22 protein-coding genes and 1 pseudogene are annotated in these 24,468 nt (G+C 72.9%); 13 read left to right on the top strand and 10 right to left on the bottom strand.

Annotated features, from left to right (window positions below; all coding sequences use genetic code 11):
- Positions 1-3 precede the first annotated feature (3 nt).
- Both ACQPYE_RS15155 and ACQPYE_RS15150 read right to left on the bottom strand, forming a co-directional pair.
- Positions 4-675, bottom strand: coding sequence for a GntR family transcriptional regulator (locus ACQPYE_RS15155; RefSeq protein ID WP_498721838.1), 672 nt, complete (start codon positions 673-675; stop codon positions 4-6).
- A gap of 99 nt (positions 676-774) precedes the next feature.
- Entirely contained in the window at positions 775-2,118 is a 1,344-nt protein-coding gene (locus ACQPYE_RS15150) for an MFS transporter (RefSeq protein WP_498721837.1), read from the bottom strand.
- A gap of 150 nt (positions 2,119-2,268) precedes the next feature.
- Here ACQPYE_RS15150 and ACQPYE_RS15145 point away from each other — a divergent pair, with 150 nt between their 5' ends.
- The 4 genes from ACQPYE_RS15145 to ACQPYE_RS15130 all read left to right on the top strand — a co-directional run bounded on the left by ACQPYE_RS15145 (position 2,269) and on the right by ACQPYE_RS15130 (position 5,639).
- A complete protein-coding gene (locus ACQPYE_RS15145) occupies positions 2,269-3,192 on the top strand; it encodes a LysR family transcriptional regulator (protein WP_498721836.1) in 924 nt (307 codons plus the stop codon).
- Between the two features lie 108 nt (positions 3,193-3,300).
- Positions 3,301-4,014, top strand: a complete 714-nt coding sequence (locus ACQPYE_RS15140; protein ID WP_498721834.1) for an SDR family NAD(P)-dependent oxidoreductase — start codon at positions 3,301-3,303, stop codon at positions 4,012-4,014.
- Between the two features lies 1 nt (position 4,015).
- On the top strand, positions 4,016-4,363 hold the full coding sequence (locus tag ACQPYE_RS15135; protein WP_498721833.1) for a Cif family virulence factor: 348 nt from the start codon (positions 4,016-4,018) through the stop codon (positions 4,361-4,363).
- Positions 4,364-4,529: 166 nt separating this feature from the next.
- Positions 4,530-5,639, top strand: a complete 1,110-nt coding sequence (locus ACQPYE_RS15130) for a glycoside hydrolase family 53 protein (RefSeq protein WP_498721831.1) — start codon at positions 4,530-4,532, stop codon at positions 5,637-5,639.
- A 21-nt stretch (positions 5,640-5,660) separates the two neighbouring features.
- Here ACQPYE_RS15130 and ACQPYE_RS15125 read toward each other — a convergent pair whose 3' ends face one another.
- Positions 5,661-6,536, bottom strand: a complete 876-nt coding sequence (locus ACQPYE_RS15125) for a hypothetical protein (RefSeq protein WP_498721830.1) — start codon at positions 6,534-6,536, stop codon at positions 5,661-5,663.
- A 235-nt stretch (positions 6,537-6,771) separates the two neighbouring features.
- Here ACQPYE_RS15125 and ACQPYE_RS15120 point away from each other — a divergent pair, with 235 nt between their 5' ends.
- Positions 6,772-8,280, top strand: a complete 1,509-nt coding sequence (locus ACQPYE_RS15120) for an IMP dehydrogenase (protein WP_498721829.1) — start codon at positions 6,772-6,774, stop codon at positions 8,278-8,280.
- A 41-nt stretch (positions 8,281-8,321) separates the two neighbouring features.
- Here ACQPYE_RS15120 and ACQPYE_RS15115 read toward each other — a convergent pair whose 3' ends face one another.
- Positions 8,322-9,065, bottom strand: coding sequence for a carbonic anhydrase family protein (locus ACQPYE_RS15115; protein ID WP_498721828.1), 744 nt, complete (start codon positions 9,063-9,065; stop codon positions 8,322-8,324).
- Positions 9,066-9,477: 412 nt separating this feature from the next.
- On the opposite strand from ACQPYE_RS15115, the gene ACQPYE_RS15110 reads away from it, so the two are divergent.
- The 3 genes from ACQPYE_RS15110 (at position 9,478) to ACQPYE_RS15100 (ending at position 11,930) form a co-directional block, all read left to right on the top strand.
- Positions 9,478-10,560 carry a polysaccharide deacetylase family protein gene (locus ACQPYE_RS15110; RefSeq protein WP_498721827.1) on the top strand — a complete coding sequence of 361 codons (1,083 nt, stop codon included), beginning with the start codon at positions 9,478-9,480 and terminating at the stop codon, positions 10,558-10,560.
- 156 nt (positions 10,561-10,716) lie between these two features.
- Positions 10,717-11,343 carry a ClpP family protease gene (locus ACQPYE_RS15105; RefSeq protein ID WP_498721826.1) on the top strand — a complete coding sequence of 209 codons (627 nt, stop codon included), beginning with the start codon at positions 10,717-10,719 and terminating at the stop codon, positions 11,341-11,343.
- Positions 11,340-11,930 carry a ClpP family protease gene (locus tag ACQPYE_RS15100; protein WP_498721825.1) on the top strand — a complete coding sequence of 197 codons (591 nt, stop codon included), beginning with the start codon at positions 11,340-11,342 and terminating at the stop codon, positions 11,928-11,930. Before ACQPYE_RS15105 ends, ACQPYE_RS15100 begins: the two co-directional genes overlap by 4 nt.
- A 9-nt stretch (positions 11,931-11,939) precedes the next feature.
- Here ACQPYE_RS15100 and ACQPYE_RS15095 read toward each other — a convergent pair whose 3' ends face one another.
- Positions 11,940-12,317 carry a helix-turn-helix domain-containing protein gene (locus ACQPYE_RS15095; RefSeq protein ID WP_498721824.1) on the bottom strand — a complete coding sequence of 126 codons (378 nt, stop codon included), beginning with the start codon at positions 12,315-12,317 and terminating at the stop codon, positions 11,940-11,942.
- A 171-nt stretch (positions 12,318-12,488) separates the two neighbouring features.
- Between ACQPYE_RS15095 and ACQPYE_RS15090 the strand changes: the two genes are divergently transcribed.
- Positions 12,489-13,892 (top strand): hypothetical protein, encoded by a 1,404-nt coding sequence (locus ACQPYE_RS15090; protein ID WP_498721823.1) that lies wholly within the window; start codon positions 12,489-12,491, stop codon positions 13,890-13,892.
- Between the two features lie 77 nt (positions 13,893-13,969).
- Entirely contained in the window at positions 13,970-15,967 is a 1,998-nt protein-coding gene (locus tag ACQPYE_RS15085) for a hypothetical protein (RefSeq protein ID WP_498721821.1), read from the top strand.
- A gap of 46 nt (positions 15,968-16,013) precedes the next feature.
- Here ACQPYE_RS15085 and ACQPYE_RS15080 read toward each other — a convergent pair whose 3' ends face one another.
- Genes ACQPYE_RS15080 through ACQPYE_RS15070 form a run of 3 tightly spaced genes read right to left on the bottom strand, consistent with a single transcriptional unit; the run spans position 16,014 to position 18,783 of the window.
- On the bottom strand, positions 16,014-17,132 hold the full coding sequence (locus ACQPYE_RS15080) for a Gfo/Idh/MocA family protein (protein ID WP_498721819.1): 1,119 nt from the start codon (positions 17,130-17,132) through the stop codon (positions 16,014-16,016).
- Positions 17,129-17,875 carry a cupin domain-containing protein gene (locus ACQPYE_RS15075; RefSeq protein WP_498721818.1) on the bottom strand — a complete coding sequence of 249 codons (747 nt, stop codon included), beginning with the start codon at positions 17,873-17,875 and terminating at the stop codon, positions 17,129-17,131. The genes ACQPYE_RS15080 and ACQPYE_RS15075 overlap by 4 nt, the downstream gene beginning before the upstream one ends.
- Positions 17,872-18,783: a DUF6807 domain-containing protein gene (locus ACQPYE_RS15070; RefSeq protein WP_498721816.1), complete on the bottom strand. Its 912-nt coding sequence runs from the start codon at positions 18,781-18,783 to the stop codon at positions 17,872-17,874. Before ACQPYE_RS15070 ends, ACQPYE_RS15075 begins: the two co-directional genes overlap by 4 nt.
- 176 nt (positions 18,784-18,959) lie before the next feature.
- Here ACQPYE_RS15070 and ACQPYE_RS15065 point away from each other — a divergent pair, with 176 nt between their 5' ends.
- Positions 18,960-19,334, top strand: a complete 375-nt coding sequence (locus tag ACQPYE_RS15065; RefSeq protein ID WP_498721815.1) for a glycerate kinase — start codon at positions 18,960-18,962, stop codon at positions 19,332-19,334.
- Between the two features lie 45 nt (positions 19,335-19,379).
- Here ACQPYE_RS15065 and ACQPYE_RS15060 read toward each other — a convergent pair whose 3' ends face one another.
- On the bottom strand, positions 19,380-20,162 hold the full coding sequence (locus ACQPYE_RS15060) for a sugar phosphate isomerase/epimerase family protein (RefSeq protein WP_498721814.1): 783 nt from the start codon (positions 20,160-20,162) through the stop codon (positions 19,380-19,382).
- A 289-nt stretch (positions 20,163-20,451) separates the two neighbouring features.
- On the opposite strand from ACQPYE_RS15060, the gene ACQPYE_RS15055 reads away from it, so the two are divergent.
- Both ACQPYE_RS15055 and ACQPYE_RS15050 read left to right on the top strand, forming a co-directional pair.
- Positions 20,452-21,495, top strand: coding sequence for a LacI family DNA-binding transcriptional regulator (locus ACQPYE_RS15055; protein ID WP_498721813.1), 1,044 nt, complete (start codon positions 20,452-20,454; stop codon positions 21,493-21,495).
- 422 nt (positions 21,496-21,917) lie between these two features.
- Positions 21,918-22,073: pseudogene (locus ACQPYE_RS15050) on the top strand (DapH/DapD/GlmU-related protein); the annotation flags it as partial.
- A gap of 1,049 nt (positions 22,074-23,122) precedes the next feature.
- Here the strand turns inward: ACQPYE_RS15050 and ACQPYE_RS15045 are convergent.
- A complete protein-coding gene (locus ACQPYE_RS15045) occupies positions 23,123-24,466 on the bottom strand; it encodes an MFS transporter (RefSeq protein ID WP_498721812.1) in 1,344 nt (447 codons plus the stop codon).
- Positions 24,467-24,468 lie beyond the last annotated feature (2 nt).

The raw sequence follows: 24,468 nt of genomic DNA, 5'->3' as shown, positions 1-24,468 counted from the left end.
CCGTCAGCGCTGCTCGCGCAAGCGCCACGCGGCCTGTGCGCCGAGGCTCGTGTCGACGTGCTCGCGCATCACGGCCGACGCTCCCTCGGCGTCACCGGCCACCACCAGGTCGACCAGCGCGCCGTGCTCGTGGTCCTTCCGCGCCCGCGCCGCGTCACCGCGGTCGACCTCCAGCGCCATCCTGCGGTAGCGGTCGGCCTTGTCCCACAGGCCGTCCAGCGTCTCGACCAGCAGCACGTTGTGCGAAGCCCGGTACAGGGCCGCGTGGAAGCGCCGGTGGGCCAGCAGCTCTTCGTGGTCGGGGTCGCCCGGCAGCGCGCGCAGCCCCTCCGCCGCCTCGCGGATCGCCGCGATGTCGGCGGCGGTCCGCCGTTCGGCCGCCAGCGCGACGGCGAGCGGGTCGAGCGCACGCCGCAGCTCCACCAGGTCCCGGGCCTCCTCCGCCCGCAACGGCGTGACCCGGGCGTCGCGGTGCGCGTCCAGCTCGACCAGGCCCTCGCTCTTCAGGCGCTTGAGCGCCTCCCGCAGCGGCGTCGTGCTGATCCCGATGGCCTTGGCCAGCGTGAACTGGTTGATGCCCGCCCCCGGCGCCAGTTCGCCACCGAGGATCTGCCGACGCAGGTAGCCGTAGGCGTACTCGCTCTTCGTCTCGTACGGCCCGGTCGGGTCGGCCACCGTTCACCACTTCCGGGGTCTGAGAGGCCATGACGGCTGGTTATAGAGTATAACCTGCACGCGCACGCTGGACGGAGCCCGACGGTCCGGTGGTCCCCGCTACCGGGCCGACGGGTCGCCGAGACCGCGGTGTGGGTCGCCGGACCGCGGTGTGGCGCCCAACGCGAGGGCGAGCAGCGCTCCGGCGACCATGCACCCGCCCACCAGCCACATGCCGGCGCGTTGGCTGCCGGTGAGGTCGCGGAGCCAGCCGGTGAGGTAGGGCGCGGCGAACCCGCTGGTGTTGCCGAGCGAGTTGATCAGCGCGATGCCGCCCGCCGCGGCCGTGCCGGACAGGAAGTTCGACGGCAGCGCCCAGAACGTCGGCAGCGCGCAGCACACGCCCACCGCGCAGACGGTGACGGCGGCCATCGCGGCGTAGGGGTTGCCGAGGTGGAGCGCGACGGGGATGGCGCAGCCGCCGACCAGCATCGGCAGCGCCACGTGCCACTTCCGCTCGTCCACCCGGTCGCCGTGACGCGCCCAGAACACCATGACCGTCGCCGCGACCGCGTACGGGACGGCGGTCACCAGCCCGGCCTGCGGCACGGTCAGCTTCGTCCCGAACTGCTGACCGAACCCGGCGATGATGGTCGGCAGGAAGAACCCCAGCGCGTACAGGCCGTAGGCGATGGCGAAGTAGACGAACGCCAGCCCCAGGACGCGCGGGTGCAGCAACGCCTTGCGCAGCGGCCAGTGGTGCTCGGCCTCCTTAGCGCGGCGCTCGGCCTCCAGCTCCCCGGCGAGCCAGCGGCGTTCGTCCTCGGTCAGCCAGGCGGCCCGCTCCGGCCGGTCGGTCAGGTAGAACCAGGTGACGAACGCGAGCAGGATCGCCGGGACGCCCTCGACCAGGAACATGAACCGCCAGCCGGACAGCCCGAACACGCCGTCGCCGTGCGTGATGAGCAGGCTGGACACGGTGGACCCGATCGCCGAGGAGACGGGCACCGCCACCATGAACAGCGCGACCGCCTTCGCGCGCTGCGCGGCCGGGAACCAGTACGTCAGGTACAGGATGATCCCCGGGAAGAACCCGGCCTCCGCGACGCCGAGCAGGAACCGCAGGACCACCAGGGTGGCCGCGTTGGGCACGAAGGCCATGGCGGTGGCCACCACGCCCCAGCTGATCATGATCCGGGCCAGCCAGCGGCGCGCGCCGAACCGGTGCAGGGCGAGGTTGCTCGGCACCTCCAGGAGCAGGTAGCCGAGGAAGAAGACGCCGGACGCGAACCCGAACGCCGTCGCGGTGAGCCCGAGCTCGTCGTTCAGCCCGTTCGGCGCGGCGAACCCGATGTTGACGCGGTCCAGGTAGTTGACGAAGTAGAGCAGCGCCAGGAACGGCAGGATCCGGACGGCGACCTTGGCGAGCACCCGGTCACCCATGGCGGTCGGTCCCATCGACATGATCGGATCCAAGGACTTCCGGGGTCGCCCGTCAACCCGGCGCGGGTCCCGCGACCGCGCCCGGAGGTCGGGCGTCAGTCGCCCACCACGACCACGACGCGAGCCGGTCGGCCTCTCGTGCCGGCGATCCGCCTCCTAGGATGCGGTCCCGTGGAACTGCGGCAGCTCCGGTACTTCGTCGCGGTCGCCGAGGAACTGCACTTCGGTCGCGCCGCGGCCCGCTTGCTGATCGCCGGACCGTCGCTGTCGCAGCAGATCAAGGCGCTCGAACGCGACCTGGGCGTGCCGCTGTTCGCCCGCGACCGCCGGACGGTCGCCCTCACCGCGACCGGCGCCGCGTTGCTGCCCGAGGCACGCGCGCTGCTCGACCGGGCCGACGAGCTGCGTCGCCGGGCGCGGCAGCTGTCCGGGGCCGATCCGGTGCGCCTCGGCTACGTCAACTGGTTGCCGCCCGACCTGACCACGCGCACGGCCGGGGCCGCGCAGCTGTACGTGGACACCTGGGTCGTGCCGTCGCACGCGCAGGCGGCCCGGGTCGCCGACGGCAGCCTCGACCTGGCCGTGTGCTGGGTGCGCGCCGCCGATCTCGCGCACCACGGGTTGACCGCGCGGCTGCTCGGCGCGGACCGGCTCTACGCCGTGTCGACCGGCGCGGACACCGGTCCGGTGCGGGCCGCGGACACCGCCGTGCTCGTGGACGACGACGTCACGTCGTGGTCGTCCTGGAACGAGTTCGCCGAGGAGTTCGCCCGCGACACCGGCGCCCGCGTGGTGCGCATCCACAACGGCGCGGTCACGGGGCCGGCGTTCTTCGACCACGTGCGGGAGTGCACCACCCCGGTGCTCAACTCGCCCAAGGGCCAGACCACGCCGCTGCCGCCGGACCTGGTCCACCGCCCGGTGGTCGACCCGGAGGTGATGTGGACGTGGTCCCTCGTCCGCCGCGACGACGAGGTCCGGCCCTCCGTGCTGGCCGTCGCCGACGCCGTCACGCGTGACGTGGGCGACCTCGGCCTGCGCCGGGACGGCGTGTGGCTGCCCGCGGACGACCCCCACCGGGCGCTGGGAGGCTGAGCCTCCCAGCCGGGAGGAAACAAGTCGTGGCAGGTCAGACCATCCGCGCGCAGGATCGAGGAGCAAGGTCCACGGCTACTTCGAATCCGTCGAAAGCGGGTATCCGACATGACCACCAACCAGCGGGTCGCGATCATCACGGGCGCTTCCCAGGGCATCGGCGCGGCCCTCGTCCCGGCCTACCGCAAGCTCGGCTACGCCGTCGTCGCCACCTCCCGTTCGATCGACGCGTCGGACGACCCCGAGGTGCTGACCGTGCGGGCCGACCTGTCGCAGCCGGGTGACGGCACGCGCGTCGTCGAAGAGGCCCTCGCGCGGTTCGGCCGGGTCGACACGCTGGTGAACAACGCGGGTGTGTTCGTCGCCAAGCCGTTCACCGACTACACCGACGAGGACTTCGCCACCGTCGCGGGCACCAACCTGCGGGGCTTCTTCGACATCACCCGCGGCACGATCGCGGCGATGCTCGACCGCGGCGAGGGCGGTCACGTGGTGACCATGTCCACCAGCCTGGTCGACCACGCGCTGTCCCAGGTCCCGTCGGCGCTGGCCGCGCTGACCAAGGGCGGTCTGACCGCCGTCACCAAGTCGCTCGCGACCGAGTACGCGACCAGGAAGATCCGGGTCAACGCCGTCGCGCTCGGCGTCATCCGCACGCCGATGCACGCGCCGGAGACGCACGACTTCCTCGCCGCGCTGCACCCGGTCGGCCGCCTCGGCGAGATCGACGAGGTCGTCGAGGCGGTCGCCTTCCTGGAGCAGGCCGGCTTCGTCACCGGCGAGGTCCTGCACGTCGACGGCGGCCAGAACGCGGGGCACTGACGTGGCGGCCGACGAGGTCCTGCGGGACGTCCTGGACCGGTGGAAGGAGGCCGTGGACGCGCACGAACCCGAACGCGTGGCCGCGAACTTCGCCGAGGACGCGATCTTCCAAGGTCTGCGCCCCTACGGCGTGGGCCGCGAGGCGGTGGCCGGGTACTACGCCTCCCAGCCGCTCGGGCTGACCGCGCGGTACCGGATCCGGGAGACCCGCGACCTCGCCGACGGCGTGGTGCTGGGCTACCTGGACGTGGACTTCTCCTTCGTGGACCGGCCCACGCTGCGCGCGCACCTCGGCGTGGTCGTGAAGGACGGCTTGATCAGCCACTACCAGGTCTCCGAGCTCGACTGAGGCAGCCGGTGCGGCCCGCTCGTCCGGACGAGCGGGCCACCGCTGTGCACGTTCCCAGTCAGGCAACTCCAGTGAAAGGTTGAGCTGGGCCAAGTTCTGCGCTTTCATGTTGTGCACGTGCACAGTCCATCGCCGCCGCGCCGTACCCTCGATCAAAGGAGATCGGATGTCCGGACCCACCCGGGCGGTCAAGACCGCCCTCGCCCTGGCGACCGCCGTGCTCCCGCTGGCCACGCTCACCCCGCCGGTCTCCGCGGCCGGTTCGCTGAGCATGCTCGGAGCGGACGTCTCGACCGCGCAACGCGCCCTCGACCTCGGCGCGAAGTACTACGACGCGTCCGGCGCCGCCCGGGATCCGCTCGACATCCTCAAGGGCGCGGGCGTCAACTACGTCCGCCTGCGCGTCTGGAACAACCCGCGCAGCGGCTACAACAACAAGGCGAAGGTCCTGGCCTACGCCAGGACGGTGAAGGCCAAGGGCCTCAAGCTGCTGGTCGACTTCCACTACTCCGACACCTGGGCCGATCCCGGCAAGCAGTACAAGCCGGCCGCCTGGTCGGGCCACACCATCGGCCAGTTGCAGACCGACGTCTACAACTACACCCACGACGTGTGCGCCGGCCTCAAGGCCCAGGGCACCACGCCGGACAGCGTGCAGATCGGCAACGAGATCAACGTCGGCATGCTGTGGAACGAGGGCAAGGTCGTCAACAACGACTTCACCAACCTCAGCCTGCTGCTGAAGGCCGGCTACAACGCCACCAAGGCGTGCAACGGCGGCACCAAGGTCATGATCCACACGGCGAACGCCGACAGCCTGGAGCACGCCCGCTGGTTCTACGACGGCATCAGGGCCAAGGGCGTGGCCTGGGACATCACCGCGCTGTCGTACTACTGCATGTGGCACGGCACGTTGGGCAACCTCCACAACGTCATCACCGACGTGCGCTCCCGCTACGGCAAGGACGTCGTGCTCGCGGAAACGGCCTACCCGTTCACCAGCGGGAACGCCGACGGCACCGGCAACTCCATCACCTCCGGCTGCGCGGACTACCCGCTGACCTGGGCGGGCCAGGCGAGGAACTTCGCCCACGTGCAGAACACCGCGCGCAACGCGGGCGCCATCGGCGTCTTCTACTGGGAGCCGACCTGGTACGCCGTCCCCGGCAACGGCTGGGACCCGGCCGACATCGCCAACAGCGGCAACGGCTGGGACAACATGGCGACCTTCGACTGGTCCGGCCGCCTCAACCCCGAGATCCGCTGGACGCCGTGACCCGACGCGGCGGGGGGACCGTCACGCCGGCGGTTCCCCGTTCCCGCCCGCCAGGGCCTCCAGGCCGGGCCGGTCGAGCACGTCGAGCCGCTGCTCGTCCGCCGTGCCGGAACGCTTGACCAGACCCTTGCGCTCCAGGTGGCCCATGGTCTTGCGGAGCTTCTCGGTCACCAGCGAGCCCTTGCCCTTGGCCGCGAACTCGTTCTTCTGCGCCGCGGCCAGCATCGGCGCGACCTCCCTCTTCCACGCCGTCAGCAGCGCGGCGCGCGGCACCGACGTCGCGTCACCCGCCACGTCCAGGACGATCCCGGCCAGCACGCGCCCGAAGTCGTCCTGCCGCGACGAGTGCCGCTGGACCAGGTCCTCCACCGAGGTGCGGCCCTCGCCGTCGGAGGTGTCCGGCACGTCGAGCGTCGCCAGCCGCGCCCACAGCGCCCGGTCGGCCTCGGAGGGCTCGGACCCGCCGGCGAGCACGGCGGACCGGTGGGCGTCGACGGCGGAACCCAGGGCGAGCACGAGGTCCGTCAGCTCGTCGCGGACGTCGTCGCCGCGCAGCCGCCGGGCCGCCGCCGCGATCAGCCGGTGGTGCTCGCGCACCAACGTCTCGAAGTGGGCGGTCTTCGTGGCGCGGTTGGCGTCCTCGGCGGCGTCGCGCTGGTACTCGGCCTGGCTGATCTCCCCGTCGAGCGCCCGTGCCCGCGCGGTGGCGCGCTCGGCCGTGCGGTGCACGCGCGTCGCCGCGATCCGGTCGAGCATCGCCCGCAGCACCCGGTCGGTCTGCTCGACGCGGGCGTCGGAGGCCAGGAGTCGCCAGGTCTCCTCGTCACGGCTGCGCAGCGCGTTGTTGATGAAGCGGTCGGCGGCGTGGTCGTCGTCCGACCCGTAGGGCAAGGTCACGTGTTCCGATCCTCGATAGTGGGCGTGTGGTCCCCCGACAGGGGGACAAGAGGGCCGGCTCGACACGGCCGGTCGCGGGAGTCGTGCACGCGGCACGACCGGCGGGTACGGCGCGGCGGGGATCCGTCGAGCATAGGCGGCGGCCGGCGCGCTCGCGACACGGCGTGCCCCTCGCGGTGTGGGAGGCTGCGCCCCACAAGGCGGAGCCGGGGATGCCCGGCCTGGCGATTCGGAGATGCTGCTCGTGGTCGAGATCGTGCCCGGTGTGTCGCGGACGTTCAACGAGTTCCTGTTGCTGCCCAACCGGACCACGGCGGAGTGCACACCCGCGAAGGTCGACCTCGGCACGCCCCTGGTGCGGCACGCCGTCGGCGGGTCGTCGCCGATCCGGCTGTCGGCGCCGTTCACGTCGGCGATCATGCAGGCGGTCAGCTCGCCCCGGTTGGCGGTGGCCCTGGCCCGGTCGGGCGGGTTGAGCTTCCTGCACCACAACCAGTCCGTGGAGCACCAGGCGGACGCGGTGCGGTTCGTGAAGAACTTCAAGGCGGGTTTCGTGGTCAGCGACACGACGGTCCGCCCGACCGACGCACTGCGCCACCTCGTCGGCTTGATGAAGACCACCGGCCACAACACCGCCGCGGTGACCGAGGACGGCACGCCGCACGGCCGGTTCGTCGGCCTGGTCACCTCCCGCGACTTCCACTCCGACCGGCACGACCTCGACCTCCCGGTCGCCGACCGGATGCGCACCGCGGACACCCTGACCTGCGGCAAGGAGGGCATCACCCTCTCCGAGGCCAACACGCTGCTGTGGGAGGACCGCCTCGACTGCCTGCCGGTCGTGGACGGCGCCGGGCACCTGCAGCACCTCGTGTTCCGCTCGGACTACGCCGACCACAAGCAGTTCCCCGGCGCGGTGGTGGACGCGGCCAAGCGGTTCCGGGTCGGCGCGGGCGTGAACACGCACGACTACCGCGACCGGGTGCCCGCGCTGGTCGCGGCCGGCGCGGACGTGCTGTGCCTGGACTCGTCGGACGGCTACAGCGACTGGCAGGCCGAGGCGCTGCGGTGGGTCAAGCGCGAGTTCCCGGAGGTGCCGATCGGCGCGGGCAACGTCGTGGACGGCGAGGCGTTCCGGTTCCTGGCCGACGCGGGCGCGGACTTCGTGAAGGTGGGCATCGGCGGCGGCTCGATCTGCATCACGCGCGACCAGAAGGGCATCGGCCGGGGCCAGGCCAGCGCGGTCATGGACGTGGCCGAGGCGCGTGACGCCTACGCGCGGAGCACCGGCGAGTACGTGCCGATCTGCTCCGACGGCGGCCTGCTGCACGACTACCACATGGCCCTGGCGATGGCGATGGGCGCGGACTTCGTGATGATGGGCCGCTACTTCGCGCGGTTCGACCAGTCGCCGGGCAAGAAGGTGCGCATCGGCGGCTCGGTCTTCAAGGAGTACTGGGGCGAGGGCTCCAGCCGCGCCCGCAACTGGCAGCGCTACGACCAGGGCGAGGACAAGCTGCACTTCGAGGAGGGCGTCGACGGCTACGTGCCGTACGTCGGCGACCTCGGCGACGCGCTCGCGCTGACCGTGGCCAAGATCAAGGCCACGATGGCGTCCTGCGGCGCGGCGACCATCCCGGTCTTCCAGTCCACCGCGCGGGTGACCCTCGTGTCGGAGCAGAGCTACCAGGAGAACGCCGCCGCGGTCGCCGTGCGCGACAGCGCCGACACCACCCTGGACTGAGGTGCCCGGTGGCGGCGCGGTCGGCGCCGCCACCGGACCCGTCACAGGTGCGGCAGCTCGACCTGCACGGTGCGGCCGTTCAGCGGCTGCACGGGGCGCGCGTTGCCCGCGTAGAACAGGCCCTGGAAGCGGGAGACGGTCGCCTGGGTGACCGTCTTCTCCCCCATCAGGAACCACCGCACGCCCTCGGTGAACGGCGCCGTGGTGAGCGAACCGGTGTAGCGGGCCGTGGCGCGGTTCACCGGCAGCAGGGTGTCGAGGTCGATGTCGCCGAGGTGCACCTCCTCGCCGCACTCGGGCGCGAGGCGCGCCAGCACCTCGTCCGCGGTGGACGCCGGGCCGACGCGCAGCGGCACGCCGATCACCAGCAGGGCGCCCGCCGCGCTGCGGTGCACCAGGTGCATCTCCAGCGGGTCGGCGTGCCCGGCGAACCGGTGCTCCGACGGCGTGTGGAAGTGGAGCTGCACGAGGTCGTACCGGACGCCGGAGAGCGTGACGTGGCCGGCGCCGGGCTCGACCTCGAACTCCTCGGTCTCCTCGTGGTCGCGCACGGCGCAGCCGTCGGTCGCGGCGGCGTCCTTGCGGACGTAGTGGAGGTCGCCGGCGGCGTGGTGGCCGTAGGAGATCTGCAACGGGGGCAGGTGCGGGTCGAGGCGGATCGACGCCGGCGTGATGTCGATCGGGCTCTGCGACGGCGCCTGCGACCGGGCCGGCGCGACGCCGGCGGTCAGCAGCGCGCTGAGGACGACGGGGACGGCGAGGGCGACAATGCCTTTTCTAGCCACGTGGTGCAGCCCTTCGGGGACCTGGAAACCGGGCGGAGTTCGTCCTGCCCGGCGGGACCGCACCATCCTTCACCCGTTCGAGTGACGCTCAATAGGTCAACAAATCACCCTAATGGGCCAGAAAAGACGAAACCGCTTGTGCTATTCGTCACGGCGGTGTGACGCGGTTGTCCACCCAGGAGAACCCGGCCAGAATGCGGCAAAGCGGACCGACTCCGATAGTTTCGGAAACCTCCGGCCGGCCAGGGCACTCAGCTCTACCTGCGGCCTTGCGTCTCTATAGGTGAACCCCACGCTTGACTCCGGCGATTGGGCGGCCTTAGCTTCCGAAATAGCACACCTGATGTATCGCAACTTTCGGTCGGCGACGCCTCGACCCGGTCGCTCCCGGTTCGACCCCTTGGAGGAAGTGATGTCCAGAACTGCTGCCACCGGTGCCGGCAGGCCGATGACACGTGGCGTGCGGCGCCGCGTCGCCGCGCTGGTCGGTGCGGTCGGGTTGCTCGGCGCGGTGGCCGTCGTGCTGCCGAACGCGGCCAGCGCCGCCGACTGCTCCAGCGGCTACGTCGCCCTGACCTACGACGACGGACCCAAGGCCGCCACCACCACCGCACTGCTCAACGCACTGCGCTCGGCCGGACTGCGCGCCACGTTCTTCAACCAGGGCAACAACGTCCAAGCCAACCAGGCCCTCACCCGCAGCCAACGCGACGCCGGCATGTGGGTCGAGAACCACAGCTGGTCCCACCCCCACATGACCCAACTCAGCCAAGCCCAGATGACCTCGGAGATCTCCCAGACCCAACAGGCCATCCAAACGGCCACCGGCGCCGCACCCAAACTCTTCCGCCCGCCCTACGGCGAGACCAACAGCACCCTCAAAACCGTCGAAGCCCAGTTCGGCCTCACCGAAGTGCTCTGGAGCGTCGACTCACAGGACTGGAACAACGCCGGCACCGCCCAGATCGTGCAAGCCGCCTCCACCCTGCAGAACGGTGGCGTCATCCTCATGCACGACGGCTACCAGACCACCATCAACGCCATCCCGCAGATCGCCACCAACCTCGCCGCCCGCAACCTCTGCGCCGGCATGATCTCCCCCTCCACCGGCCGGGCCGTCGCACCGACCGACACCCCGCCGACCAGCACCACCACGACGACAACGACAACCAGCACCTCGACCACGACGACCACGCCTCCGACCGGGGCGTGCGCCGCCTCCTACCGCACGGTCAACTCGTGGCAGGGTGGTTTCCAGGCCGACGTCACGGTGACCGCCGGCTCGGCGATCTCCGGCTGGACCGTGCGGTGGACGCTGCCCTCCGGGCAGGCCATCACCCAGGTCTGGGGCGGCGTGTCCGTCGGCTCCGGCAGCCAGGCCGCGATCCGCAACGCCTCGTGGAACGGCTCGCTCGGCGCCAACGCCTCCACCACCTTCGGGTTCATCGCCAACGGCACCTCGGCAGCCGCGACCTTGAGCTGCACCAGCCCCTGACCCGCGATGTCACCCGCCGGTGCGCCTCCCGCTCGTCGAGGGGCGCACCGGTCTCCGCCCGCGCGCGGCACCGAGCCCTCACCGACTGCCGAGGGCTGATCTGCCCACAGCAGCGAGACCCGCGCGACGCACCGGCGCGGCGGCATGGTCGGGGGCATGAGCGACAACGACAAGCAACCCCTGTTCGACCACCGACTGCGGGACCGGTTCTTCAGCCGGCGGGTGCTGGTCCTCGACGGCCCGCTCGACGACGACAACGGGACCGTGCTGGCCACGCAGCTGCTGTCCCTCGCCGCCGAGGACCCCGAGAAGGACGTCGCGCTGTGGATCCACTCGCCGGGCGGCTCGGTCCCGGCGATGCTCGCGATCCGCGACGTGATGCGGCTCGTGCCATGCGACGTGGCCACGCTCGCGTTGGGGCTGGCGTGCAGCGCGGGGCAGTTCCTGCTGTCCGCGGGCACACCGGGCAAGCGCTACGCCCTGCCCCACGCGCGCATCCTGATGCACCAGGGCTCGGCGGGGATCGGCGGATCGGCCGTCGAGGTGCAGGTGCAGGCGGACGACCTGCGGCACACCCGGGACACGGTGCTCGGGCTCATCGCGGAGGACACCGGCCAGCCGATCGACCGGATCTTCACCGACTCCCTGCACGACCGCTGGTTCACCACCGGGCAGGCGCTCGACTACGGTTTCATCGACCACGTCGTCGAGCGCCTCGACCAGGTCGTGCCCGTGCGCACGCACGAGCTGGGCCTCGGTTCGCGGACGGGGGTCCGCGCGTGAGCACCTACACCATCCCCAACGTCATCACCCGCGGCCTGGGCGGCGAGCGGATCATGGACGTCTACTCGCACCTGCTCTCCGAGCGGATCGTCTACCTCGGCACCGCGATCGACTCCGGTGTGGCCAACGCGCTGATCGCCCAGCTGCTGTACCTGGAGGCGGACAACCCGGACCGCGAGATCAACCTCTACATCAACAACGAGGGCGGCGACCCGTCCGCGATGCTCGCGCTGTACGACACCATGCGCTACATCAAAGCGCCGGTGTCCACGACGTGCGTCGGCCAGGCGGTGGCGACCGGCGCGGTGCTGCTGGCGGCGGGCGAGGCCGGGCACCGCTTCGTGCTGCCCCACACCAGGGTGGTGCTGCACCAGCCCGCGGCGCAGGGTCGCGGCACCATCCCGGACCTCATCCTCCAGGCCGACGAGGTGGTGCGCGTGCGGTCCCAGCTGGAGTCGATCCTCTCGCTGCACACCGGTCGCGAGGTCGCGGAACTGCGGCACGACACCGACCGCGACCGGGTGTTCGACGCGGTGGGGGCCATCCGCTACGGGCTCGCGGACCGCGTCCTCGAACACCGCGCCTGAGACCGCGCCTCAGGCGGCCATGAGCACGGGCCCCGCCGGGCGTCCGACCACGGGGCGTCCGACCGCGGGGCCCGTGCCGCGCCGGCGACGGACGTCGCCCGTGATGTCGCCCGCGATGTCGGCGAGCAGGTCGACCAGCTCGACGCCGAGCGCGCCGGCGACGGCGGCGATCATCTCGCTGGAGGGTTCCTTGCGGCCGCGCTCGATCTCCGAGAGGTACTGCGGCGAGATGCCGGCCCGCTCCGCGACGTCGACGAGGCGGCTGCCCCGTTCCTCCCGCACCGCTCGCAGGCTCCGGCCGAGCAGGTCGCGCCACAGCGGTTCCGGCCCGTGGTCGGGCGTGCGGTCCCGCGCGCGCTTCTGGTGGAAAGGGAGGATGTCCGCCATGTCGCCATCGTGACGCAGGTCGGGCTCCCGCCGGCAGCGGTTCCGCTGCCGGCGGACACCGCGTTGATCGTTAGCACAACGTTGGCGCGACGTTGGCGGTGGTCATTTGACTGCCAGGGCCAGGCATCCAGTCCGGCTCGAACCCCAGCGCTGTCGAGGAAGGTCCGGCTCATGGCAACAGGAACCGCCGCGTTGGCCCCCACGCGCACCGCGCGGAGGAAGATCGCGGCCAGGGCCGACGTCGACCAGCGGATCGAGGCGATCGGCGCGGAGGCGGCGGCCGAGCCGGACTCCGTGGTGGGCAGGCCGACCGGCGGGCAGTTCCCGGAGGACCCGTTCGCGAGCCTGCGGGGCGTCGCGGGGTGGGCGGTCGACTACGTGACCTTCCTGCGTGAGCCGATCGACCAGTTGCAGGGCGACCCGCAGAGCGTGCAGGCCACCGTGGACGCGATCCGCTCGGCCGCGGAGCGGATGCGCGAGCTGGCCGGGGCGCAGCGCGACACGCTGGCCACACCCCAGGGGTGGACGGGCAAGGCGCAGGAGGCCTACCAGACCAGCATGGACACCCTGGGCGGGGAGCTGGACTCGCTGGCCGGCGCGGTGGCGGCGAAGGGCGTGGTGGTCGAGAACAGCGGCGCGATGGTGCGGGCGTTGCGGGAGGCGCTGCTGCACACCGTCGGCCATTACTCGAACTCGCTGGTGCCGGGCGCGATCAGCGCCTACGTCTTCGCGCCGATCACCTTCGGCGCGTCCATCGCGATGTTCCTGGCCTCGGTGGTGGACAGCGCGACCCAGCTCGGCGCGAGCATCGCGGCGAAGATGAACGACCTGAACGCCGCCCTGACCCGCCAGGTCGACCGGGTCAAGCAGCTCGACGAGCTCTCCGACGAGGTCGGCCGGGCGTGGGAACGGTTCGAGGCCGCCGCGAGCGGTGGTTCGGAGGCGGCCCTGGCACACACCGCGTCCACCCGCCTGCTGCGCGAGGACCAGACCGTTCAGGGTCAGCTGCGCCCCATGCAGGCCGCTCGCGCCATGGCCGTGGAGGAAACAGAAGCCTTCCGCCCCATGCAGGCCACTCGGGCGATGGCCGTCGAAGAGTCGGAAGCACTGCAACCCATGCAGGCCACTCGCGCCATGACGGTCGAGCAGTCGGAAGCGCTCCAGCCCATGCAGGCCGGCCGCGCCATGGCCGTCGAGCAGTCGGAAGCGCTCCAGCCCATGCAAGCCACTCGCGCCATGGCCGTCGAGGAAAGAGAAGCCCTCCAGCCGATGCAGGCCACTCGGGCGATGGTGGTCGAGGAGGCAGCGGCGCTGCGACCCGTGCAGGCCGTGGCGAGCGAGCGGTTCACCGGTCGGCTCCTGCCCGACGAGCCCACCCACTTCGTGCGGGCGAGTCGCGTGGACGAGCCGGTCCAGGCACGTCACGCCGTCCAGGCCGAGCCGTTCCTCCAGACGAGCCGCGTGGAAGAGCCGCTCCAGGCGCGCCATGCCGTCCAAGCCGAACCCATGATGCGGGCGGTCCACGTGCAGGCCGAGCCGCTGTCGCAGGCAACCCGGGTCGTGGAGACCGAGTAGGCGCGGACGGTCCCCGGACCGTCCGGCCGAGAACTCCCCGCCCCGTCCACTTCCCTGCGTTCCGCGGAGGCAACGCCATGGTCACCAACCTGACACCCACCACGATCAGCACGCCACCACCTCCCGGCGGCGACTCCGGCTTCACGATGGACCCGGCCGCGATGGACACCCTCCAGCAGCAGGCCGGCGACCTGCGCACGGGCTACGAGGAGGTCTCCTCCAAGCTGTCCGGCCAAGTCCTCGCCGGCAACGCCTTCGGCACCGCGGGCACGTTCGCCGTCGAGGCGTTCAACGCCTCCAACACCAGGTCGGTCGAACTCACGGGTAAGGCCGCCGCGACGTTGGGGCTCGTCGGCGACGGCCTCAAGGCCACCGCGCAGACGCAGCAGGAGGCCGACCGCGCCAGCGGCGAGCAGTTCGCCACGGTCGAACCCGCCATGATCACCGAAGGGCCCCGGGGCGCACCGGCAGGCGGTTCCGCCGGCACCCCGACGCCCCAGGGTCCACCGGTCACCCCGACCCAGGAGATCCCCGGCGGTTCCGGGAGTGGCTCGGGCAACGCCTCCCCGACCCCCGGCCCGCAGGTCCCGCCGACGACCGACGTCCCCGGAGCGAACGGCACCACGCAAGCCTCGGCCTACACGGAAACCCCCGCCGGCCAGAGCGGCACGCCCACAGGTCAGGGCAGCGGCACGCCCACGGGCCAGGGCGGCGGCGCACCGACCGGTCAGGCGGCCGGCACCCCCACCGGCCAGATGCCCCCGACGCCCCCGATGCCCGGCACCCCCACCGCCGACTCCCCGACGAAGCCGTCCACCCCGGCAGGAGCGCCCACCGCCAACGGCGCCGGCTCCGCCGGAGCACCCGACACCGCCGCCGCCCGGACCTCGGCCCCGCCACCACAAGCCACGACTCCGCAAGCCGCGCCGATCCCCGACTTCCCCGAGATCCCCGACCCGCCTCCCGTCCCCAACGGCTCCGGCGGCGGCGCCACCCCCTCGGCCAACACCACCCCGCCGCCGACGCCACCCATTCCCGAAGTGCCCAAGGACCTGTTCAAGCAACCCGGAATCCCGGACCTCGGCACAGGTGGCGGATCGACCGGCGGCGGATCACCCTCGCCGACGACCCCCGGCGCGACGACCCCGGCCGGCAGCACGACCCCGCCGCCCATGCCGCCCATCCCCGAGGTCCCCAAGGACCTGTTCAAGCAGCCCGGAACCCCCGACCTCGGCACGAGCGGCGGGTCGACCGGCGGCGCGACGACGCCGACCGGCGGCACCACCCCTCCACCCATGCCGCCGATCCCCGAAGTGCCGAAAGACCTGTTCAAGCAAACCGGAATCCCGGACCTCGGCACAGGTGGCGGCACGGGCACGGCCGGTGGCTCGTCGGGTGGCGGTGCGGGAACGCCGTCGGCGCCGGACCTCGACGATCGTCGTCCCGGTGAGCAGTCCTCCGGGGAGCGGGGTGGTCGCGACGGCTCGGACCACGAGCGCCCCGGCCGTGATCGCGAAGGCGGCGAGCACCGCGACCACGACGGCGGTGATCGTGCCGAAGGCGGGCACGGTGGCGGTGCGGACGATGTCGTGCGGGGCGAGCGTGACCAGCACGGGTTCCCGATCACCTCGGTGGACGGCAAGCCCTGCCTCGACCTGCGCGACCTCCCGGCGGAGGAAGGCGAGCGCTGGCAGGAGAACATCCGCGACATCCTCGCCACCAAGGGCGAGGGTTCCTTCTTCTGGGCGGGCGACACCATCGACGCGGAGGGTCAGCGGCACTCCCTCATGGACCTGGCCGAGTTCATGACGAACCTGGACGGTCGCGTCGAGCCGGGTGCCGACCCCGGGGAGGCGGGGCGGCCCGAACGCGAACTGTCGGACGACGTCGCGGCCAGCCCGGCGCGCAGCGCGAGCGGCGACGTCTACGTCCTCGTCGGACCCAACCGCGCCGACGACGACCCGGTGGAGCTGGCGGACTTCCCGACCCTCCAGGCCAACCCCCGGGTCGAACGGGTCTTCGCGATCGACGCCGTCACCGGCCGGGAGACCCAGCTCCACCCGAAGGTCGCCTGACCCCGACGGGCGCGGCAGACCCCGCGCCCGTCACGAACGGCCCGCGTCACCGGGAAGACCGGAAGGACCGGAGGTCGGACGCGGTCAGCCAGGGCGCGCCGGTGCCGGCCATGCTGTCGTAGAACGGGTGGCCGTCGGTGATCTCGCCCTGGTCGACCGTGCCGCCGGTGAACGCCGACGCGTAGACGGCGGCGACGAACTCCATGGTCGTCCTGGTGTCGGCGCTGGACACCGGTGGGGTCCCGCCGGTGTCCAGGGCGTCGAGCACGGCGGCGAGCTGGGCGGTGTGGCCGCTGGGCGTGTCGGCCGGACCGCTGTCCCACGCCGAGACGACGTCGGGCGCCGTGGGCGCGGCGGTGAACGTCCAGTTCGCGTCCGCGTAGCCGTAGAGGTGTTCCAGGTCGACGGTGGCCCGCTCGAAGTCGAAGCGCAGCTGGCTGGTCTGGCGCGGCGAGACCACCGAGTTGACCACGGTGGCCACCGCGCCGGACTCGAACCGCACGAGGGCGGCGGACACGTCCTCGGTGTCGGTCGGCCGGGCCTGGCGCGCGGCGATCGCGGTGACGCTGCTCCACGGGCCCAGGATCGACAGCAGCAGGTCGAACTGGTGGATGCCGTGCCCCATCGTCGGCCCGCCGCCCTCCAGCTCCCACTTCCCGCGCCACGGGACGGCGAAGTAGTCGTCGTCGCGGAACCACAACGTGCTCGCCGACGCCACCAGCGGCCGGCCCAGCGCGCCCTCGGCCACCAGCCGCCGCAACCGCACCGCGCCGGACCCGAACCGGTGCTGGAACACGGTGGCCATCGGCACGCCGGTCGCCTCCTCCGCCGCGCGCAGCCGGTCGACACCGGCCAACGACAGCACCGGCGGCTTCTCGACCACCGGCACCGCGCCCGCCGCCAGGCACTCCAACGCGAGCGGCAGGTGCGTGCCCGGTGGCGTGCACACGTGGACCAGGTCGGGTCGCCCGTCCTCGAGCAGCGCCGTCAGGGTCGGGTAGGCGGGCACGTCCCAGGTCGCGGCGAACGCGGCGGCCCGGTCCGCGTCGAGGTCGACCGCGCCGACGAGCCGCGCCCGCCCGGCGAGCCGCTGGACCGCCTCGGCGTGCGCGCCGGCGATCGCGCCCGTGCCGACGATCGCGCAGGTGTAGCTACGACTGGTCACGAGAGGTGCTCCTCGTCCGCTGCGGTTGACAGGTGGAAGCCCACGTCGACCGGGCGCAGCCGGCCGCACATGCCGAACACCCGCTCCGGTGCCGGCGCCCTGGTCACGGCCGCCCGCGCCAAGTGCGCGACCACGCCCCGCGACACGTCCTCCGTGATGGCGAGGGTGGCCTCGGCCTGGTTCAGCGGCCCGTCGCGCACGATCCCCGACCAGGCGCCGGCCCGGTCCCGGACCAACGCCGCCGCCGCGGCGTAGAACTCGCGCAGCGGAGCCCGGTCGCCGTCCCGGAGGGCGTCCCGGATCCGAGCGAAACCCGCCACCGCCAGGTCACGGCGTCGGCGGGCGTCGACGGCGCGTTCGGCCTCGGTGTCCCGGACCGGCAACGTCGCCGCGGCCCGGTAGCGGTCCGGGTCGGCGACGACCTCGGGAGGGAACGTCATCACCGCGTCGCCCGCCTCGGGCAACCCCGCGTTCCCCATCACCACGACCACCCGCAGACCGCCGTGGTTGACCGCGCGGTGGATCGTGCCCGGGGTGAACCACACCACCGAACCGGCCGCGAGCGGGATCTCGCGGCAGCCGTCGAGGGTCACCGCGTGCAGCTCGCCCTCGCCGCCCACGACCACGTAGCACTCGGTCGACGCCAGGTGCACGTGCGGGCTGCCGCCCACCACACCGTCAGGCGCCGCGTCGTCGTAGACGTCGAGGAAGGACAACGACGTCCCGCCGGGGAACGTGCTCACACCGACTCACCCAACACGCCCCGCACCGAATCGGCCAGCGCGGCGGCGTCCTCCTCGCCGCCGTCGGCCACCCCGATGCCGTAGCGGAACCGCACGGCGTCCCCGGCCGCGACGACGAGCTCCTCGCTGAAGAACGGGGCCGGGTTCAGGCACGCGAAGTGCTCGGACCGGGTGAACCACCGCGGCGGGTGGTGCGGGTTGGCCTCGTGGTCGACCATCAGGACCAGGGATCGCGCGTCGTCGCCGTCGTGCCGCCCCGCGAAGGCCATCCACCCGGCCCGCCGGCCGCGCACCTCGTCGCCACCGGCTCCGTCGGGCGTCACGACCGTGCCGCCGGTGAACGAGCGCGGCCCGCGCCAGAACAGGCCCCCGTACCCCGCGTTCTCCCGGCCGCGCGTGGTCGGCGAGCCGAACGCGATCTCCCGGCCCGAGGTGTTCGTCATCGTCGTGTCGAACGTCAATGCCCACGCCGCGTCGGACAGCAGGGACGCGGTGATCGTCCGGCGCTCCGTGATCACCGTGTCCCCGGCCTGGGTGATCCAGTCCAACTCGTGGGTGAACCTGGCCGTCTCCGCCTGCACCCCGACGTCGACCACCCGCCGGTGCAGCTGGGTGCCGTTGTTGTCCAGCTGCACGTAGGACCGCCCGTGCACGTACGTCGGACCGCCCCAGAAGTTCTCGTCACCGACGTTCGGCAACGACCACGCGATCCCCTTGTGCCAGACGTGGTCGTGCGGCCGGAACAGGCTCACCACCCGCCCCGCCCGCGTGCGGACCGGGTGCAGGAACGGCTTGGGCGACTCCAGCTCCGGCGTGTCGGGCACGTAGACGTAGCGCGCGAGGTCGACGTCACCGGCGCGGAGGGTCAGCGCGGACCCGATGTCGTGCCGCACGGCCAGGGCGCTCACCGCGACGACTCCGGCTCGTCGGGCCCGCCTTGGTCCCGGATCGCGATGACGACCTCTTCCACGCGGACCCCCTGTGCTCGGAAAGCGCTTTCCGGCAAGTATTCCGGCCCGGCTCACACCCAGTCAAGGTCGCTTCCGCGCTTGACACCACTACGGAAAGCGCTTTCCACAGGTCGGTGACCGCACTCCCGCCGCAGTCGGTCCACCTCGTGGCCCTGGACTCGTTCAAGGGCTCGCTGTCCGCACGACGGGCCACGGCCGCCGTCGCGCGGGGGTTGCGCCGCCACGGCGCGGTCGTGCACGAGCGCCCGGTCGCCGATGGCGGTGAGGACACGCTCGACCCCCTGCTCGCCGCCGGTTTCACCGCGGTGCCGGTGAGGTCGACCGATCCCCTGGGACGTCCGGTCGACGCTCGCTACGCGGTCCGCGCCGGGGTCGCGGTCGTGGAGCCGGCCGAGACGTCCGGGCCTGCACCCCCGGCTGAGCGAGGTGAAGCCCGACGTCGTCACCTGCCTGACCCGCGCCGAACCGCTCCTGGAACGCCTGGGTGAGCACGTCGCCACCGCGTTCCCCGGTCAGCGGTCACCGCCGGCGGGTCACGGTCGCCAGCGGGCGTACCAGCCGGCCGCCGCGCGCAGTGGCGCCGGGAGGGGCGCGATGTGGGGGTGCCAGGCGCGTTCCCACTCCAGCGACACCCACCCCGACCAGTCCCCCAGCAGCCGACCGCACCGCGTCAACGGCACGTCGCCCGCACCCGGCGGGACGGGGGTGGGGTCGGCGGCGGCCACGTCCTTGACCTGGAAGTACCCCAAGTACTCCCCCAGCACCGCACGGGTGCGCTCCGGCGGCTCGCCCGCGCGCCACGGGTGCACCGCGTCCCACAGCACCGCCACCCGCCCCGGGTCGCCGAACGGCGCGACCAGTCGCCTCGCCGCCTCGCCGGTCGGGTGGGAGTCGTGCGTCTCGACCAGCAGCCGGACGCCGGCGGAGCGCAGGTCGGGCAGCACGGCGGCGATCCGCTCCGACGCCCGCCCGTCGGCGCCGGCACGCTCACCGCCGGGGAACACCCGCACCGACGGCGCACCGAGCAGCGCCGCCAACTCCACCAGGGCCCGCAGCTCGCCGACCACCGGCCCGTCCGGTCCCGGCCGGCACACCTTCGGGTAGCCCGCGAGGCAGGCGACCGCCACCCCGGCGTCGGCGATCCGGTCACGCGCCCGCGCCGCCCGCACGGGCGACATCCCGAGGTGGACCTCCTCGTCGGGGTGCACGCGGACCTCCAGGCCGTGGCAGCCGTGCTCGGCCGCCACGCGCGCGCTCTCCGCCACGGGCACGCCGGGCGCGCCGAGCGTGCTCACCGCGAACCGCCACCCGCTCACCCGTGCACCACCTCCAGCGGGACTCTGATGAAGCAATGAAAACGTTTACATGTCGTAAATGTCAGCATGAGAAGCAGTTCCTGTCAAGAGACCGCTCGCCAGGAGTATGCGGTTTCAGCCAAGCGGTCGGGCGAGGCCGGATCCGCCCGGCCGTCGGCCGGAATGGTGATTGACAGCGGGACAGTCCACCGGAAGCATCGGGTGCAAACGTTTACCAGCGAGGCGTACCAGGGCAGACGGAGGCGGGATGGTTCGGCGAGCGGCGTCCGACAGCGATGGGCCGCGAGCGATGACGATCCGGGACGTGGCCGCGCACGCCAAGGTGTCCGTCGCCACCGTCTCCCGCATCCTCTCCGGCACCTACCCCGGCGCGCCCGCCACGCGCACCAGGGTGCTGCGGGCGGTGCGCGAGCTGGACTACGTGGCCAACGCCAACGCGCGCGGGCTGGCGGGCGCGAGCAGCCGCAGCGTGGCCATCATCGTCAACTCCGTCGTGTCGCCGCACTACGCCCACGTCGCGCAGGGCGTGCAGACCCAGGCCGCGATCGAGGGCAAGCTCTGCATCGTCGGCACCACCGGCAGCGACCCCGAGCGGGAGCTGGCCACGGTCCAGCTCATGCGCGAGGAGCACGCCGAGTGCGTGATCCTGGTCGGCAACGTCGTGGCGGACGAGGCGTACCGCGACCGCATGGCCGAGTACGCCCGCGCGCTGGCGCTCGCCGGGTCCCAGCTGGTCCTGTGCGGACGCCCGCCGCTCGGTCCCGACGTGCCCGCCCTGGTCGTGGAGTACGACAACACCGGCGGCGCCCACGCCATCACCAGCCACCTGCTGTCGGCGGGCCACCGGCGCATCCTGTTCCTGGGCAGGCGCGACAACCACACCACCCCGGAGAGCCGCGTCGCCGGCTACCGCAAGGCCCTGGCCGACCACCACGTGGACCACGACCCCGGCCTCGAGGTGGAGGGCGGCATGGAGCGGCACGAGGGCTACCGCATGATCGGCGAACGGCTCGCCGCCGGGCCGGCCGACTTCACCGCCGTCTTCGCCGGCAACGACCTCATCGCCGCCGGCGCGCGCCAGGCGTTGATCGAGCACGGCCTGCGCATCCCCGACGACATCTCCCTGGTGGGCTTCGACGACCTGCCACCGGCGGCCGACATCGGCCTCACCACCGTCCACGTGCCGCACGAGGAGCTGGGCCGCACCGCGGTGCGCATGGCGCTCCACCGCGCACGGGACAAGTCGGGCCCGCCCGAACGGGTCATGCTCGGCACCCACATCGTGGTCCGCGACTCGGTGCGTCCCCTCGTGCGTTCCGGCGCCCGACCGTGACCGGCCTCCCCGGCGTCGGCGGCCCGTTCGACCGCACCCACTTCGACTACTCGCCCTGGTCCTTCTGGGACGAGGCCGACGACCAGGCGCGGCAACGCCAGCTCGACGTCCGGCGGCACCTGGTCGAGCACCGCGGCTACGAGATCGGCGAGCGCTGCTTCCTCTCCGAGCTGGCCTCCGTGCAGAACGACGAGCTGCGCCTCGGTCCCGGCGGTTACGTCGCCGCGGGCGCCTACCTGAGCGGGTCGCTGCGCGCCGGGCGCGACTGCTCGATCAACCCGTACGCGGTGGTGCGCGGCGACATCCGACTGGGTGACGCCGTGCGCATCGGCGCGCACACCTCGATCCTCGCGTTCAACCACACCGTCGACGACCCGGACACCGAGGTGTTCCGGCAACCGCTGCGCTCGGTCGGCATCACCGTGGGCGACGACGTCTGGATCGGGTCGCACGTCGTCGTCCTCGACGGGGTGACGGTCGGCGACCGGTCGGTGATCGCCGCCGGCGCCGTGGTGACCAAGGACGTCCCGCCCGGCGCGATCGTCGGCGGCAACCCCGCCAAGGTCCTGCGTTGGCGCGTGCCCGCGCCCGCACCGCGCGGGGACGACCTCGTCGGCAGGCTCACCGCGTTCGCCGAGACCGCCCGCGCCCAGGGGCAGGGGGTGCTGGCGCGCTGCTGGGACGCCGACCTCGGCCTGTTCACCGACAAGCCGGGATCGGCGCCGACCGTCCGCGCCCAGTGCGACGCGATCGAGGTCGCCGACCTGCTGCTCGGTCGCGCGCCCGACCAGCTGCCCGCCCGGGCCCAGGTCGACCGGCTGCGCGGCTGGCAGGACCCGGGAACCGGCCTGGTCGGCAGGCTCCGCCCCGACGGCGCCACGCACCCGGTGGACGGCTTGGCCGACCCGGACGCCGCCTACCACGTCCTGTGCGTCGGCTACGCGCTCGACCTGCTGGGCAGCGGCTTCCCCGAGCCGATCCACGTGGTGTCCCGGGCGGACGCCGGAGAGGTGGTCGCCGGGCTGGCACGGCAGCCGTGGACCACCAACGCCTGGTCGGCCGGCGCCTGGGTGGACGCCCTCGGCACCGCCCTGCACTGGAACCGGCGACGCGGGACCCCGAACGCACCCGGCGCGACCGAGGCCCTGTTCGGCTGGCTGGTCGTCAACGCGGACCCCCGCACCGGCATGTGGGGCCGGCCGTCGCCCGAGGACGGCCTGCGCCAACTCGTCAACGGTTGCTACCGGGCCTCACGCGGCACGTTCGCCCAGTTCGGCCTGCCCGTGCCGCACCCGGAACGCGTGATCGACACGGTCCTGGAGCACGTCCGCGACGCCCGCTTCTTCCGCCCGGAGCGGCAGGACGCCTGCACCGTGCTCGACGTCGCCCACCCGCTCTGGCTGACCCGCCACACCGGGCACCGCGCCGGCGAGGTCCTCGACGTCGCGCGGCGACTGCTCACCGACGCGCTGGGCCACTGGTCCGACGGCGCCGGCTTCGGCTTCCAGGCGCCGCACCCCACGACCGCCGGTCTCCCCGCCACGGCACCCGGTCTCCAGGGCACCGAGATGTGGCTGGCGGTGGTGTGGCTGCTCGCCGACCTGCTCGGCCTGGCCGACGCCCTGCCCTACCGGCCACGCGGCGTCCACCGGCCCGAGCCCGCGACCAGCGTCCCCTGACGGTCCGTCGCGCGGTCCGAGTCGGGCGTGCGGTCCGAGTCCGGCGTGCGGCTGGAGTCGGGCGTGTGGTCGAAGTCCGGTGCGACGACGGAAGCGCGCAGGTGGTCGCGGCGCAGCACCGCAAGCACCGCCATCAGCGCTGCCAGCAGGGCGAACCCCGACGCCGCGGTCAGCGCCGACAGGGGGCCGGCCGTGCCGACGACCACGCCCGCCACCACAAGGCCGACCACACCCGAGCAGGTGGTGACCGCACCGGCGGTGGCGACCACCCGTCCCCGGACCGCGTCCGAGGTCCTGGCCTCGACCAGGCCGTTCAGCGTCACGTTCTGCACCGAGCCGCACGCGCCGGCGACCAGCCACGCGACCGCGTTGACCACGAGGTGCGGCAGCTGGGCCGGTGCGGCCAGCGCCAGCGCCAGCACCAGGTTCGCGGCGGCGAAGGCCGCGACCAGCCCCCGCGTGGTGGTGACGCGGCGGGTCAGGTTCGCGCCGAGCAGCAGGCCCGCGCTCCAGCACGCGAGCACGGCGCCGTAGGTGAACGCGTTGCCGCCGAGCGGGCCCAGGACCAGGAACACCTGGTTGACCAGCGCGATCGCCACGGCCACACCCACCACGGCCTGCGCGACGACGCGTCCCAGCAGCAGCCGGTCGCTGCGCAGCAGCACCCAGCCGCTCCACTGGCCGCTCGGCGCGGCCGTGCCGCCGTCGTCCCGCCTCGGGTCGCGGTCCGCCCGCAGCCACACCACGACCAGCGCGAGGTGCGTGAACGCGCACACCGCGTCGAGCATCACGGCCCACTGCACGCCCGGGCCGACCGCGATCACGCCGCCGAGCACGATGCCGGCCACGGCCCCGGTGTTCCGCGCCGACGACAACGCCGCGTGGCCGCGTGCCGCGCCGTCCTCACCGGTGGCCACGGGGATCAGGGCGGACGCGCACGTCCGCACGACCGCGCCGCACACGCCCAGCAACGCCACCAGGCCGTACAGCACCGGCAGCCGCCCGTACCCGAGCAGCAGGCCGACCAGCAGCAGCACCTGCGCGAAGACCGCGACGACGAGCAGCAGCCGGTGGGGCGCCCGGTCGACCGCCCAGTCGGCGAGCGGCGTGCCGAGCACCGCGCCGAACGCGACGGCCACGAACAGCCCGGCCACGGCGAACGCGCCGGCCCCGGCCAGCTCGGTGGTGAACCCGATCAGCGTGAGCTGCGCGCCGAGGCCGGCCACCCCGGACCCGCCTGCCAGCACCGCCAGGTCCCGGTTGTCCCGCAGACCGCCGAGCACTGCGACCATTC

It is taken from the genome of Actinosynnema sp. CA-299493 (assembly GCF_050946825.1).
Lineage (GTDB): Bacteria > Actinomycetota > Actinomycetes > Mycobacteriales > Pseudonocardiaceae > Actinosynnema.
Note: the sequence above shows the minus strand (reverse complement) of the source record. Positions and strands in the feature narration are given on the sequence as shown.